Origin of the sequence: Sulfurisphaera javensis (assembly GCF_041154675.1) — an archaeon.
Taxonomy (GTDB): Archaea; Thermoproteota; Thermoprotei_A; order Sulfolobales; family Sulfolobaceae; genus Sulfurisphaera; species Sulfurisphaera javensis.
Window position 1 is genome coordinate 2,460,897 of sequence record NZ_AP031322.1, and the last position, 14,837, is coordinate 2,475,733.

A 14,837-nucleotide genomic window follows, 5' to 3' on the forward strand; every position below is an offset into this window, starting at 1 on the left:
GCTCTCACCACATGTAATCTTTTAATGAGTTAAATATTTCCCTCATCTCGTTATCACAATTATTAACTTTTTGACAAATATCTTCCACCTTCAGATCTATCAGGGAATTTCTTCCTAACCTCCAAAGTCTTAATGCTGATAAGGAGTAAAGTAGTAGTTTTAACATATGATTGTCGTCGCAACGGAAGTCTATTTCTATTTCAATTTCATTTTCTGGAGGGATTGTTTCTTGTGAGAATAATGCCCCTTCTTTTGCTTTTTGCGTTTTATCTTCAATAGATACTCTGGTAAGCACGTATTTGGGCAATTTTTCAACATCTGTTACAACATTTATTGTAAAGCAACCAATATCCTTACTATCTGGATAACCAAAGAGTTTGCAAACGTCACATGGTTTTCCATTTGAATGCCGTTCCTTTATTTTATCTGGTCTAATTTCATAGCAAGACGAGTATTTGTTTTTCAAATCTGTCTCTTTTAAATAGAAGTTTATTGCAGTTCTCATTGCTCCTTTTATTGAAGATGGTGGGATAACTAAATCGCTAATTGAAATGTCAGCCTTTCCTTCACTACCTCCGCCTATTGTTAATGAAGTGTAATTTTTAATCCAAACTTTGAACTTCATGTTCCAACACCTAATCTAAACGTTTTTAACATGAAGAAGTAATCTAAAAGGGGTAATCTGTCTTTATAATACGCAGATGCTGAGGATAAACTATCATTTTCACCATATTTTCTAAGCAGGAATGTTAGGAATTCCTTCTCTTTTGGATCTTCAACTCTAAACCTATATCTCAAAATGTAAGCTAAAGTTGATAAAAACTCATTCTCTTGCAAAGCATATTGGACTATGTAATCAATGTAATGTAGTATTTCCCTAGTTTTCTTTTTGCCATCGTTCTTGTTATTGTATAGAGAAACTGGGAAAGAGAAGTCAATGTAACCAGTGATCTTTAGAATTTCCTCAACATCTTGTAATTTGTTTTTGACTAATAAGAAGTTTTTCTCTTCATCAATAATTCTCCTTATTGCACCATCTGTAGCTAATGAAGATTCAAAAGTTAAACAAGAGATTGAAGATAACGGATTTGTTTTCAAAGCCTTTGCATCAATTTTTGCCTCTTCCATTAGCTCATCAACTGCCCTTATAGCAAATTGTACTGGATGATCTGGTTTAGTAACTAAAACTCCGACTTTGAAAGTAAAGCCAGTGTTTTCCTCAGCCCTCTTAAACATCTTTACTGCAAATGGTAAAGCAATAACTGCTGGAGCTAACATTAATATATCATCACCACCAATGTAGAGTACTCCAGCTAATATGCGAGAGGCCAAGTCATAGTATGGGTTTTCAAGTTTATTCAAGTTATTACCTTGGTTCGCAAGTTCAACAATTGTATCATAAAATGCTTTTTTAACACCATAATCTAACCTAAAGCTTCTGTCAATGTAATCACTGAAAGTTATGCTATACTTAAATATTTCACCACCGTAATTTCCGTCAGCTTTTATAAATGCTACGTAAGTTGTGTCCTCAAGGTTTCTGTAACCGGCAATAAATTCCATAGCGTAATAAGTTTCATTCTCATAAAGCTTAGCTTTTTTCATAAAGTCTAGTGGTGTAATATCTATCTGACCAACTAGGTAAGTTGTGTTTGCCCTAGAGATAAATGCCCTTGATTTTGATAATTGTCTTACCTTATAACACCTATCACATAACTCATCTTCAACATCTATATGACTTGCTGGTCTAATCCCACAGCTCGTGCAAACTCTATGAAGACCAAGTGAGTAAACTTTTTCATTTAAATCAACTATATACCTTTCGCGTGTTTGCTTCATAATTTCTTCGGAAACTTCTTTAAAGTTCTTTATGTAATTTTCATATACAAACTCAACTACGTAAGACTTTAATGATATGTCAAATTCCTTTCCTAAATCTTTGACAGCATCTTTAATATCATTTGGTGATAACTCACTCCTAACTACAATGTAAGAATGACCACCATAACCGCTTAACAAAGCTTCAGCTGGTAATCTTGACTTATTGCCGGTCTTTTTGTAAAATTTCTGATCTAGTACAATGAAAGTTGCTACAGTTGTTAGGAAATCAACTAATAAGCTTGCAAATGCCATATCCCTAAGTTGTGGAAAGCTTGAGATGAATTTTTGTATTCCGGGAAAATCAGTGTAAACTAGGTAACCAAGAGGCTTTCCAAGAGTAGGTTTTTGTAAACTTACGTTTGTTTTTTCCACTTTGAAAATATCATAAGGTGGTGTATCGCTTGGCGGGACTAGAACGCTAAGTAGATACTTAAAAAGTAAGATTGAAAGTTTCTCATAACCATCTTTTCCTAATTTTTCTTCAAGGCATTTTATCCCATCTTTAGCAGTCATTTTATAACATTCCTTTACGCTGGGATTGTATTTGTCAAGACCTTGGAATACAAGGTTTGATAATCTGTCTGTTGCTGAAGCTAATCTATCGGCATCAGCTAAAATGTTATCAAAATGGTGTTGTTCAACTAAACGCTTAACGTTTTTCAAATCTTCTTTTACGCAGTTATCATCGGGAAGGTTTTTCAAAACTTCATCTAATATCTCAGCTGATTGTTTAACATGTTCAGTTGGGTCAAATAGTTTTCCAATATCGTGAAGTAATGCAGAAACTCTCAAGTAGTTTAAATCAACTGAGTAAGGCTGAGATAACCAAAGTACTATAGATGTTAATTCTAAATGAGAAGCTAGAGATGTTATGTTAAACCCTGGCCTTGTGTCTGCTGGAGTGTAAAGTAAAGCTTCATAAATGTCTCTTAAAGATGAAATGTATTGGGTTATGCGTGAGAGTGACTTCCTATTTTCCTCTAATTTTTCCATTAATTCATCAATTTGTTTAAAGCTGTAATCTTCACAATGCCTAGTTACTACGTAAGTGAAGAAGTATTCGTAAGCTGTCGATAAGTATTTTCCTCCAATTGCTGGAGCGTGAGATAATAACATTGGTGCTTTAAATATGAAAGATAGAAGATCAGCATAAACGTCAATTCCTTTGTATTTACAAATTTCACAAGATAATTCAGCAAAGACTGTAAGTAACTGAACTACTTTATCTTTGAGATTCTTCACGCTATTCTCATCAACAAACTTAACTTTTCCCTCTGGGATTAAGAGTTTACCCCTCATATTTCACCACCATTTTTAAATAAGTCTGATCTTTTCCTATGTGAATTCTTTCTGAATCTTCACCAACTTCAGTTACGTACAAATAGTTTCCGTTATCCTTACAATTTATTTCAACTGACAGATCATATTTGATACATAATTTAGTCATGGCTACCACTCCTCGTTAAAGTCTCTGAGTTTTCCTTTGTTTTTATTCATGAATGCTTCCAAATATTTTAACAATGAAGGGTCTTTAAGCATGAATTTAACTCTTCCAAAGCGTCTATCTGAGAACTTAAATCTACCAAGCAATTGTACTTTTCCTTCTGTCCCTTTTCTGAAACCGAAACCATATAGTATCATCCCTATTTCCTCTTGAGTTAGTGAATGGTAAACTACTTTTCCAATAAATTTACTTCCCCTCGTAACAACTTCGAACTCGCTCCCGTGGACGTTTACATAGGTTGTTTTTCCACTAGTCATTACAAAGTCTGAAAATGATACTCTACTACCTAAGCCCATGTTTCCTAAAAGATTACAAACTGGGCAAATGTTAGGGTACTCTCTCGGATCAAATTCATCTGAACGCCTATTTCTATCTGGTTTAAATATTCTAATGTAAGTTTGAGATGGTGGTGAATCGCTTCTTCTATCAACAATGTAACAACTTCCCGGTATTGAAAGTTCTAAACGTGATCTTACCATTCCTTTTATTGTTGATCCGGGTATTACAATTTTTCCATCAGAATACTTGTTCATTAAGTAAACTTTAGGAGAGAAATAATTGCTTAAATCTGGAATAACTCCTTTTAATGCTTTTTCTACTAAATCCTCAATGTTTTCCAATGATTTTACAAGATAATAATCGTACTTCCCACTACCTACAAATAAGTAATCTGATACTACAGTCATTTCAAGTTCAATAATTCCCTCTAATCCTTTAGCATTTCTAGGAGTATATCTACTTCTTTGGATAATCGAGCTTGACATGTTCAAACGCCTCTATATAAGGTTTCATCTTTTCAAAGAATGCATCTCCTTTTTCCTTGACTGAGTTTAAATTTACTTCAACATCTTCATCTCCAATCTTACTCTTCCCCGTGGAGGTAAAGCTTAGTTCTTTGAATTTCACAAATCCAAATCCCCTACTTTTATGCCCTCCTACTTGTACGTAACCATCATGTATCATTTTCATAATTGATACTAAATAACCTATTGCGTAATTTGGTAAATTATATCCAAGCAGTTTGAAATTAAATGTTGAGCCAGGCTCAACGAACTCAACAGTTACTAATGCATGACTAGCTACTGCTCCTTCAGTTCTGCTAATTGCAATCATTGTCCTTATGCCCAATGTAGCATTTATTGGAGTTGAGTCGAAGAATCTTAAATTACCTAAAACGCTCATTGTTCCGAAAAGTTTGCAATTTAAGCAAGTATAATCCCAGAACAACTCTACTGCTCTGTCAATGATGTTCTCCCTTAAGTATTTTTGGAATTCATCGTCTTTTCTTTTGATTTTTAAGCAATAATCTTGTCCAACTCCAGTACAAACTTCAATGTTTTTTCCTCTCAATATCCTTTCTCCAGTAGATCTGAAAATCCCTTTCCATGATGAGCCTGGAATTACTGGATTACCGTCTTTATCTTTTAATACTGTATCTCTAGCCAAGCTAGTTGGGCTTAAATCGTTTTTTCCAGCTCCTATTCTCAATGGAGAGACTGTCTCTATAACGCCTTCAAAGATAACTGTTCTAGTTAGTATGTCTTTTCTAATGAATGTGTAATCTTTCACCATGATTTTATCACCTCCATTAAATCATAAGTCTTTGTCTCTTTACCGGGTTTAATTAGAGTTGCATTAGCTTGAATAAGTCTAACATAACCATAACCAACACTTTTTCTACCACCTATAAATATTCCGTCTTTCAAACTCTTAAGTAAAAATCTCATAACCTCAACTGCTTTCTTTTTCCATTCTTCATTTTCAGAATTTATGAAATCAAGATTATATACAATCATGTTAAGTTTGAACTTAGCGTTAGGGTTAACGAAATCAAGGGTGTATAAATGACCAGGCTGTTGGCCACCAAATACTCTGTTAATTGTGACCATTGTCCTCTGTGAAATCGAGAAGTCATCTTCAACTATTGCATCCATTATGTAAACTCTTGCTGAAATGTCATGAAAGCCAAAGAGAATGCAAGGAATACAATATATTTCTTCTCCAGTTTTTTCGTCCTTCTTACAACTTGGACTTTCATGATCAGTTATATCGTGAACAACGTATTTTATTTTACCCTCACTTTGTTGACTTTTCATGTAAGCTTCAGCTAAGCTTCTTAATGCTCCCTTTAATGAAGAACCTGGAATAACTGGTTTATCTTCGATTGTTAAAATTGGGTTATCTGTTGTTGCAGTAAATAGTTGAGCTTTTCCAGAACCTATTCTTAAAGGAGTTTCGTTAGTTAACACTCCTTCAATTTTAATTATGCTGTTTATTTTATCAAGGTCATAGCAATCAGACATTAACTCACCTTGAAAGTATTTCAACTAGTTTCTTAAACTCTTTTACGTTATTTAGTTGAGCTCTTTTGTCTTGTAATTCCCTGGATGTTAAAGCTTCATAAATCCATTTAAAATAACCTAAAAATGTGACTGCCGTTTCATAATCTTTACCTCTTAATTTAGATAAAAGGAGACTGCCCGTTTCTTTATCAATTTCTCCTCTTCCCATTTGTCTAATTATGTAAGCTAAAAGTTCATTAATGTTCTTTCTTAATTGAAGGTAACTTAAGAGGTTTTCAACTGTGCTTTTATCAACTTCTGGCTTGTTTCCTCTTCCAGAGGGTCTTGAAGCAGAAATAGCTAATTCTGTTGCATCATCAAGCAGCTTTTCAATGCTGTTTGTCTGTTGAAGAGACATATGAGTAATTATTCAAAACATTTTTATAAGCTTTACTCTTTCTGGAAAACTAATGTTTTCAGCGAGGTGGTAAATAGATGGGTTAAGCAGTATTTCTACTTTAGGCAAGGAACTAAATGATAGGAAAGCTTAAATAGGGGATAAGAAGTGTGGTTAATAGGAATTGGAAGAAAATCCGTTTTATTATTGTACAACCGTTTTTAGTAATGTGCTCCAAAAATGAGTGTTTTTTCAATATTTACTTAATAAAGAGAGGCAAATTGAAATATTTTTTCTACATTAACAATTGATTCGTGTGCTTGTTGCCTTATTTTAAAAGGATTTTTATCAAAATTTTATTGCCGAAAATTTTAAATACTAGTAATAATATAATATTTTTAGGGGTTGGCTATGCTCCACATAACTAATATGGTATGTATATTAATTAAACGCTATTTTTTCCAGATATTTCAGTCAGCCGTACGTATAAGTAGTTGCTGAATGGGAAGGAGGGAGAGTCTCGATGATCTTCTTCCCAGATGTAGCTATAACTATGCAGGACACTATAGACGTTAATGCTGAAGTGCCGTTTCAATATATAAAGTTAGACAAAAGTGTTACTGAAAAATTTAGCGTAAGCAATATAGTAAATAGTGCACAAACAATAAGGACAGACATCAAGGTAGTTAGGACTTTGGAAGGATCTATAAGGAGAATTCTAGGATATGAGAAAGGTAAGAAAGTTTGTAAACAAGATATCTGCGGCACCCCAGATTTTATAAAGGACAATCTCCCTGGCGAGATTAAGAGTTTGATAAGGTTTAACCACGACATACTTGATGTTGCTAAAAGACAAGCAGCATTATATGCTTGGCTTTACAACGTTAGACATGCTTACATAGCTATAGGAATTTACAAAGAGATTGACGAGCTTTATGCTTTACTTAAGAAGATTCACTTATACAAGATCGAGGTAAGGTCAACAATAAGGTACGAGGATTTGAAGAGGATTTACAACTCCTTGAAGGTGGTAGCATGAGGATCAAGGTTAACAAGGTGTATTATTTATTATCAGATAAGTTAAAGAACCTTGATGACGCTGTAGCAATATTCCAGATTAGTAGTAGCTATGTCTACGTATCATCTTACCAATTTGCTGGGTCAAGAGAGATTGAGTTTGACAGGTTCCTTTCACTTATTAGATACTTATCAAGGAGACAAAAAGCTGAAGTAAAGGTAATTAGCGTTGGGATGAATAGGTTTATTGTAGATGTTGTCAGATTACTATTCAACACTGGAAGGAAGGACCCATGGAGAGAAATGAAGTTTATGTAATTGGTGAAGTTTTCTTAACTCCATTAACAAACGTAATAATCCCTCCTTTCAGTAGTAAAGTAGGAAGAACTATCTTAGGAGATCCAAAGGATGTTGTAGTTTCTCCATTAAAGAGGAATGGGAAATATTTGATAAAACACTCTTCTACTCCAACTTTTTTAGAGCTTGAGGCTGGAGAAGTTTATTCTTTTGAGGTAGGAGGAGAGGAAAAAAGTGTAATAAAGGAACTCAGTAAGCTTGAAGATAATTACTCCTTTTTTAATACTTATTGGAAGATTGTTGATGTTAAGTTGCAAAAAGTTGTAGTAAATAAGAGTAAGAAGATTAGGCTAGAGATTTTGACTCCAGCGTTAATTGTTAATCCTTATGTTAAGGCAAAGAGAAAAGTTTTTACAAATAAGTCATCTTTCGTGTTTTTTGTAAATCTACTTGACGTAACTGGTTTTTCAAGAAATGATGAAAGGACTCTATCGCTGTTAAAACATATTGATGAAGCGTTATGGGAGGAACCATCAATAATGAAATATGAAAAAGTGATTTATGACGGTAAAGAGATAATTGGTATGACTGGATTGTTAAATTATTCCATAGAAAAAGATAGCGAGATTGTTTACGAAATTTTGGAAAATGCTATAGCCAAGGGAATAGGATCTTCGAGGAGGATTGGTTTTGGTAGGGTGAAGATTACTGTGGAATAGTGTTGCTATAAGAGTGTTTGTCTCTCTGTTGTTTTTCACTTACTCATGAAAAATTTTAGCCTAATTTTTCACTGAAACTGAGGTTTTCCTTTTTCCTTTACATAATTTCAGAGTACTTCTTATTTTGTTCTTGATTAATTTTTCCGCATATTATAATAATATAATAGAGTATTTATGAAAATAAAGAAGTCCTACAAGTCCCTTTCTTTATTCTTAACATCAATTTTTCTTCGAGTAAACTGGAAAAATACAAGTAAAACGGTTTATGTTAGCTAGAAAACAAAGACTTTTCTCCCTTTTTTCTCCTTTTTCCTTCACAAAGTAAACAATTTTTTACGATACGTGAAAAATTAGATTGTGTAAAATTCAACTATTGCCGGTTTATCTATGTAAAATGTTGTTCCCCCATGTTCTTCATGAGAAATAGTTATCCATTGAGGTTGTAATATTATAACTCTTGGATTTTCTCTTGCTAGAAAATCCCCTCTTAAAAGTATTCCAGTAACTCTGATTGTGTGTGGTGTTGTATAATTACCCATCCTTATTACAAGTTTTTCAATCTTGTTAATCATGTACTCCTTGAATTTTTCTTTATTTCTGAAAGCAATTACTCTCCTTATGTTTTCAATATCAGAGAATGGTACCTTATACTCTTTTCTCAGTTTTTCTCTTATTTCCTTCATAATCCTTTTTATTTCCTCAACCTCTTCTGTTGGTCTTCCTTTTGCTAATTTTTCATAATATAATCTTCTGAATTCCATGTAAAGTGGAGTAAGTCTTTCAGCTGTCCTCATTTCTTTTCCTAATTCATCTCTTATGAATTCTTCCCATAACTGCTCGTTGTAGTCACTCGCTATGCTATCAATTAAATCGTCAGTGTCTTTAAACACTCTTATTACGCGTAGTGCTAAATCTCCTTGAAGCCTTATTCTCATTCCTTCCTTTATTTCCTTAACTTCCCAAGAGTGAAAGTTAAATCCTAAATAGTCTCTAACACCAAGGAAAAACATTCTATCTATATGAAAACCATGAGGCCAATCCCTTACAAATATTTTTCCAGAATCATCTACACCAAAAACAAATCTTGTTCCTACAAATACGTATTCGCCCTCTGCATGAATTGCTTTAGATGTTGAAATTGCTAGGAGAGCTCTGTAATAATGATCATCAGATAAAAAGCACTCCTTATGTTTTACTAATTCATCTAAGTTATATAGTAACTTTTTGCAGTCCATATCTACATTTTCGTATTACTCTTTATAAATTTGTCTGATAAAATTTAAATACCACTTGTAAGAAGGAAATTGTATGGATGATGTTGTTCCATATGCACTATATGAGTATTTGAGTAAGAATCACAATGTAAGCAAGGTGAAGATTAGAGAGGTTTATGAAAAATTCTACTTTGATAACGAAATAACAGCTTTTGATATGGGAATGTCAAGTTTGGCTACTCTTGATTATTTTCTTAAAAGGGATATAAGGAGGGATCTCAAAAGATATTATTTAATAAGCTTATTTCACACTGATATGATTACAAGATTTATTTTACCCGGAGATCTTTTTGCACATTATAATCCAGAGGATTTAATAAGGCTTGTTGAATGTAAGCCTTTGTTAAAGTTTTTGTCTATTCGCAAGAGACTTTCTCTGGGTGATTTAGCTAAGGATTTAAACAAGACCAAGTTGATTCGTATTAGCAGTGACGGTAGTAAAGAATTTACTTTAGCCCTTTATTTTGCACTTAGGCAGATAAACTCAAGAACTTATCTAAATTCAAGTTACATAGATTCTCCTTGCACTGCATATAAATACTTAGGATGTAATCTTTCAATATTTAGAGATAGGGGATTTGAATATTTACATAGAAGTAGATTTGAAAATATTTCTTTTGAAGATACTAAACATACACTGTACCTAAATGTAAATCCAAAGTTACAAATTGTTGCTTATAATGATAGCGGATTTAATAGGAAGTATGAATTGAGAAGGGAGGGAAAGTATCGCGTGATTAAGAGAATTTAGCGATTTTTCTAGGCAAATCCAAGGATGTTTAAAAATGTTTTTCTCAGAAAATGTTTATTACCCCTCTTATTTTTTCTCCTTTTTTGTCTCCTTGTATAAATACAAACTTTGTTTTTCACGTAAGAAAATGTTTAAATAATAGCATTGTGACTATCTATTATGCAAGTCCAAGTAGTTGAGAAGAAGTATACCATCCCTCCGGAGGAAAGCCTTAAGGAGAGAGTAGTAGATCTAACTACAATGGGGAGGAGAGCAATAGATTAAACCCCTCCCTTTTTTATGGTGATTGATATGAAGCTAACAATCCCTATGAAGAGAGTTTACTTAACACTCTCTGACAAACTTTACAAAGACTTTCCCGCATTGATCTTTCAAATTAATGACGTATACATTTACGTTACTACATATAAGCCGTCTCTGGATAAGAAATCTAAAACAATGGTTGTGCCTTTACATGATGCAATAATTACAATTAGGGTGATTGAGAGAAAGGAAAAGCAAAGGGCTAAGGTCGTTAGTTCTAAAGGGTATGAGTTATTAGCTGAAATTATAACAAACCGCCTTGAGAAAATGAGAAGTTTAGAAGAGAGGGAGTATTACAAAAATTTGAGGTTCATGTAGAAAATATATCTACCCCTAGCAAATCCTTTAATATATCTTTTTTACTCTCGTCATAAGAAACGTATATCATGTTACTCTCCTTCTTCAGTATAACAGCATCTTTAATTAATCCTGCATGAGCCATAAAGTTTCTTTCTAATTTATCTTCGCTTTCCTCTTCCACGGACTGAATTGAAGAATTCGCATTCTCTTTTCTCTCCTTCTTTTCATAGACTGAAAAATACGATGCTTCTTCTCCTTCCTTTAATTTTTTCTTTCCTAAATTATACACGTTATTTAGCTCACTATAAATTAGCGTTTTTTGTGCATCAATCTTAAATATCTCATCAGTTAAATGACTTAACTCTTTTGTGCTAACCCATTTCTTTGGTTTAACTTTACTACAAACGTAATCATAAATTATTTCTCCCCAAACGTTATCCTCACTTAAGTAACTCAAGTTTTTAACATCTGAAGAGATTAATAAAACGTTATTTTCTATCCTCACGCTTAACGTATAGTCTGGTATTTTATTTTCTTTACATAAATTGTAAAGGGGAAGTAAAGCGTTGTATTTCAGAGAGAGGACAGTGGCTCTCTTTTTCTTATCCAGGATTTTTGTTTCATCCACAGAATTATAATCAAAATATTGTTTAGAGTAAGAAAGTACTTCAGTATATGTGAAAACTCTGTTTACTGGATCTGTTGGAATGAAGTTTATTACTTTAAGCTTTAAAGACAAGAATGAGGTTAAGCGAGATAAAACGTATAGGGTTAAAGCACCAAGGTAGTTAACTCCATGAGTAATATCTAGGATAACCTCTTCTTTATCCTTCAATCTTTTGTAAAGCTCTAATGTTAAGATTCCTCTTATAAACTCAGTTGGTATGTAACGATCCTCTACTCTGCCATATTCATAATTTCCATATTTCCCAATTGCTGGCAAAACGATAACATCGGCTTGCAAATCTATGTTTTTCAGAATGCAATTTACGTATTCTTCAATCTTCTTTTTCCAACTTTCATAATCTGAGGGAAGAGAAGTTGGTAAGCACTTAACGACATTTGAGTTTTCATTTACTCTTGGTGTTAAAATTGAATCTAAAGTAATTACAATTAACTTGCTAACATCTTTATAGCAAACAGCACTAAGGAAACCTTTCTTTTCTTCTCCGCAAACATACTTTGCCTCTCTCCATCCAGTTGGATCTCCCCAAGTTGAAATGTAAATTGGCATAAGAAATAATTATAAGAGGAAAAATAAAATTTTATACATTGGAAAGGTAATTAGCTATGCCTTGTATAATCCCAGCTCTTAGCTTGAAGAGTTTTTCAATTTTCTCTTCCTCAACTTGTTCTTCCGAAGAAATTTCTAGCATTAAATTCACAATATCCTCTGAAAAATCAGCCGGATCAACTTCAGCATTGAACTTTTTCTTGAATTCTTCCTTTACATTTACTACGTTGACTCTTAGCTTTCCTAACTCTGGGAAATAAGAAGTAGTTAAGATTACATCTGACAATTCTAAGGCATCGTAAAGTAACATTATAACCTCTTTCTCCTTAGGATTCTTTAAAAACTCAACTTTAGTCCCACCAAGGAAGGGGTAAACTACTGCAACGTATTCATCATCTTTTATTCTCAGCCTGTCTAATATTACATTCCTAACCGCTGAAGAAACAACCTTGTCAAACACTTTTACTCTCTTAAATATTTTGAAAGCTAGGGTTAAGGCATCTTTTCTTGCTTTTTCAAAATCTATGCCTTCCATTGGATATAAGGAATAGAAAATTACTTTGAAAGTCTCATCAACGTTGACGTTGTTCAAATAGGAGGAGAAAGTGTCATAGTCCAACTTTTTGCCATTAATTACCATTCCTCCTTCCCTAATTTTCTCTAATAAACCAACTGGTGAAGTTTCCCAGACTTTCAGTAAGTCTCCGAAATAGCTGTAGTTAATGAGATCTGGTCTAATTCCGTAAAACAGTCTCAAACCGGTTAATAGAAAAGACATTCCAGCATCTACATCAACATTCTTAACTTCATATGCATAAGCATAAGTTACATCTTCATGACCTCCTCTTCTGGGAGTTGGATTGCAATTTAAGTCAACTTTGTCGGAGTAGTAAACGTACTCGAGCTTCCCATCTTTAACGCTCGGTAATCTTTTCCTTGAAAGTATATACCAACGAACTCTTACTGGTACTTCTCTGTATTTTACAAAACCTTCTCCTTTAAAGTGAATGTCAACAAGGACTTTAGGCAAGATTCTTCCAAGTTCAAGATCTAACTCAAAGTTAGGTGGTAAGTATTCACCAGTTTCTTTACTCCATTTAGTCAGTATTGCCTCATATTCATCCATACCGTCCTTAATGCACTCGTTCGTAACCTCATCTACTGGTCTTTCAACGACTGTAAAGTATCTGTCTCTTGGATTATACTCAACGTGATCAACAATTGTTTTATTTGATAAGTCAACGTAACCAGGTTGGTAAAATTCAATCAAATCCTTCATACTTATTCTATCAACTTCTTCTTTTCTTCCTCCGCTTTCAATTACTATTCTATTCCTCTCACTGTTTATCTCATAAAACTTGAAAAGACGTAAGCGAGGGTAATTTATTTCTCCCCTTTCGTTAATGAGGTTAACAAGTGAAGCTAAGTTTTTCTCAATTTCGTTCAACCTTTTTCCATCCCTCATTTTAAGCACAGCATTCCATAACTTTACGTAAAGGCTATCTGGGTTATAAATTACAACTTCTGGACCAATGCTTAACCAAACTTTCAAAGTTTCAAAACCGTTTCTTAACCTAGGGTCAAACCCTCCCGGAATGATTATGCTTTCAACGAAATCAATGTTTTCTCTTCTTCCTGCTCTTCCTTCTCTTTGTAAAAAGTCTTTAACTAAAAATGGTAAGCCAAGATGGATTATTCTCTTAGCATGTCCAATATCTATTCCTTGAAGTAGAGTTTTCACAGTGAAGACGTAATTTTCAACTCCCTCTCTTAACCTTTTTTCCAACAACAGTCTAGTTTTCTTGTCAACTTTTGAATGATGTGTAGGAATTCCTAGGTATTTGCCAAATTTTTCACATTCAAGGATTGATGGGAAGAAGGCAATTGATAACTCGTTATTACATGATTTGTAAATTGAAAGCAAATCTTCAATTTCTTCATCATCCTTTAGAAATGCGTCGTAAATGTCTGTTCTTAACTCCCTATCCATGAGGAGAGTAGCGTTATAATAAACATCAAAGATCTTTTGAACAAAATCATCAAAGCTGAAGATTTGATAAGCCCTCAGTTTGTTTAAGTGTTTATAATAAACGTTTTCTAGTTCTTTTCTTTTTCCAATAACTACAAAGTATCTATGTTCTGGTTTGAAAGCGTCACCTTTGATTACTTCAGCATTATTAAGCCTTTTAGCTAGATCATCAGGATTTGATAAAGTTCCACTTATGATTACAAATTGTGAGTGAGAGAATGAGTTTAGAAGGATTTCAATTAAGGCATTTGCCTTAGCCATGTCATAAAAGTCAAGTTCATCAACTACAATTAAGTTTGGTTGAAGTGTTGTTAAGTATTCAAGGTGAAGGATTAGCATGTCTGGATTTGTTGTAATGATTTTGCTTCTAGGAAGGCTTCTAATTACCTCGCTTTTATCACTTGTATCGCCATCATATCTTACAAGATCACCATAGTATATTCCTTTTTCTTCTTTAGCGTATACATTATATCCTAAACAAGAGAGGTTTTTGTAAAGCCTAAATGTTTGATCGTTTGCTAAAGCCTTTGTTGGGTAAATTGCTAGAACTCTTACTCCTTTTCTCAAAAAGTAAAGTAGCCAAGATTCTGTTTTTCCACTTCCAGTTGAAGCTGTCAATACTACGCTTTTTCCTTTTTCTAAGGCTTCAAGGGTTTGTAACTGATGAGGATAAAGGTAATAATCGCAGAAAGAGGAATTGCAATTTTTACAGTCAACGAGGTCTCTGAATTTTTTGTCTGTCTTAACTGCCTCTTTTTTTGGCTCACTGTAAACTAAATAAGCGTAATCCTTGAGTAATGTGAAACTATCGCACATAAAAGTATTTAAGAAAAGGAATTTAAAAAGTAT

The 14,837-nt window shown here is 33.4% G+C and carries 15 protein-coding genes; 5 read left to right on the top strand and 10 right to left on the bottom strand.

Annotated elements, in window-relative coordinates:
* Window positions 1–4 precede the first annotated feature (4 nt).
* Genes ACAM25_RS13515 through ACAM25_RS13545 form a run of 7 tightly spaced genes read right to left on the bottom strand, consistent with a single transcriptional unit; the run spans window position 5 to window position 6,085 of the window.
* A complete protein-coding gene (locus tag ACAM25_RS13515) occupies window positions 5–625 on the bottom strand; it encodes an RAMP superfamily CRISPR-associated protein (protein ID WP_369610218.1) in 621 nt (206 codons plus the stop codon).
* A complete protein-coding gene (locus tag ACAM25_RS13520) occupies window positions 622–3,180 on the bottom strand; it encodes an HD domain-containing protein (protein WP_369610219.1) in 2,559 nt (852 codons plus the stop codon). The genes ACAM25_RS13515 and ACAM25_RS13520 overlap by 4 nt, the downstream gene beginning before the upstream one ends.
* Entirely contained in the window at window positions 3,170–3,328 is a 159-nt protein-coding gene (locus ACAM25_RS13525) for a hypothetical protein (RefSeq protein ID WP_369610220.1), read from the bottom strand. The genes ACAM25_RS13520 and ACAM25_RS13525 overlap by 11 nt, the downstream gene beginning before the upstream one ends.
* 2 nt (window positions 3,329–3,330) lie before the next feature.
* On the bottom strand, window positions 3,331–4,149 hold the full coding sequence (locus tag ACAM25_RS13530; RefSeq protein WP_369610221.1) for an RAMP superfamily CRISPR-associated protein: 819 nt from the start codon (window positions 4,147–4,149) through the stop codon (window positions 3,331–3,333).
* Window positions 4,121–4,957, bottom strand: a complete 837-nt coding sequence (gene csx7, locus ACAM25_RS13535; protein ID WP_369610222.1) for a CRISPR-associated RAMP protein Csx7 — start codon at window positions 4,955–4,957, stop codon at window positions 4,121–4,123. Before csx7 (ACAM25_RS13535) ends, ACAM25_RS13530 begins: the two co-directional genes overlap by 29 nt.
* Window positions 4,951–5,688, bottom strand: a complete 738-nt coding sequence (csx7, locus tag ACAM25_RS13540) for a CRISPR-associated RAMP protein Csx7 (protein WP_369610223.1) — start codon at window positions 5,686–5,688, stop codon at window positions 4,951–4,953. The genes csx7 (ACAM25_RS13535) and csx7 (ACAM25_RS13540) overlap by 7 nt, the downstream gene beginning before the upstream one ends.
* 4 nt (window positions 5,689–5,692) lie before the next feature.
* The gene (locus tag ACAM25_RS13545; protein ID WP_369610224.1) at window positions 5,693–6,085 is read right to left on the bottom strand and encodes a hypothetical protein; all 393 of its coding nucleotides are present in this window, start codon (window positions 6,083–6,085) and stop codon (window positions 5,693–5,695) included.
* 502 nt (window positions 6,086–6,587) lie between these two features.
* Between ACAM25_RS13545 and ACAM25_RS13550 the strand changes: the two genes are divergently transcribed.
* From ACAM25_RS13550 to ACAM25_RS13560, 3 genes are read left to right on the top strand one after another with little or no spacing between them, the layout of a single operon-like run.
* A complete protein-coding gene (locus ACAM25_RS13550; RefSeq protein WP_369610225.1) occupies window positions 6,588–7,103 on the top strand; it encodes a hypothetical protein in 516 nt (171 codons plus the stop codon).
* The gene (locus ACAM25_RS13555; RefSeq protein ID WP_369610226.1) at window positions 7,100–7,399 is read left to right on the top strand and encodes a hypothetical protein; all 300 of its coding nucleotides are present in this window, start codon (window positions 7,100–7,102) and stop codon (window positions 7,397–7,399) included. The genes ACAM25_RS13550 and ACAM25_RS13555 overlap by 4 nt, the downstream gene beginning before the upstream one ends.
* Window positions 7,375–8,097 carry a CRISPR-associated endoribonuclease Cas6 gene (locus ACAM25_RS13560; RefSeq protein ID WP_369610227.1) on the top strand — a complete coding sequence of 241 codons (723 nt, stop codon included), beginning with the start codon at window positions 7,375–7,377 and terminating at the stop codon, window positions 8,095–8,097. The genes ACAM25_RS13555 and ACAM25_RS13560 overlap by 25 nt, the downstream gene beginning before the upstream one ends.
* A gap of 350 nt (window positions 8,098–8,447) precedes the next feature.
* On the opposite strand, the gene ACAM25_RS13565 is transcribed toward ACAM25_RS13560, so the two are convergent.
* On the bottom strand, window positions 8,448–9,332 hold the full coding sequence (locus ACAM25_RS13565) for a hypothetical protein (RefSeq protein WP_369610228.1): 885 nt from the start codon (window positions 9,330–9,332) through the stop codon (window positions 8,448–8,450).
* A gap of 73 nt (window positions 9,333–9,405) precedes the next feature.
* Here ACAM25_RS13565 and ACAM25_RS13570 point away from each other — a divergent pair, with 73 nt between their 5' ends.
* Window positions 9,406–10,122: a hypothetical protein gene (locus ACAM25_RS13570; RefSeq protein WP_369610229.1), complete on the top strand. Its 717-nt coding sequence runs from the start codon at window positions 9,406–9,408 to the stop codon at window positions 10,120–10,122.
* A gap of 291 nt (window positions 10,123–10,413) precedes the next feature.
* On the top strand, window positions 10,414–10,743 hold the full coding sequence (locus ACAM25_RS13575; RefSeq protein WP_369610230.1) for a hypothetical protein: 330 nt from the start codon (window positions 10,414–10,416) through the stop codon (window positions 10,741–10,743).
* On the opposite strand, the gene ACAM25_RS13580 is transcribed toward ACAM25_RS13575, so the two are convergent.
* Both ACAM25_RS13580 and ACAM25_RS13585 read right to left on the bottom strand, forming a co-directional pair.
* Window positions 10,736–11,959 (bottom strand): TM1812 family CRISPR-associated protein, encoded by a 1,224-nt coding sequence (locus ACAM25_RS13580; RefSeq protein ID WP_369610231.1) that lies wholly within the window; start codon window positions 11,957–11,959, stop codon window positions 10,736–10,738. The genes ACAM25_RS13575 and ACAM25_RS13580 overlap by 8 nt on opposite strands.
* 31 nt (window positions 11,960–11,990) lie before the next feature.
* The gene (locus ACAM25_RS13585; protein WP_369610232.1) at window positions 11,991–14,804 is read right to left on the bottom strand and encodes a DEAD/DEAH box helicase; all 2,814 of its coding nucleotides are present in this window, start codon (window positions 14,802–14,804) and stop codon (window positions 11,991–11,993) included.
* Window positions 14,805–14,837: the final 33 nt, after the last annotated feature.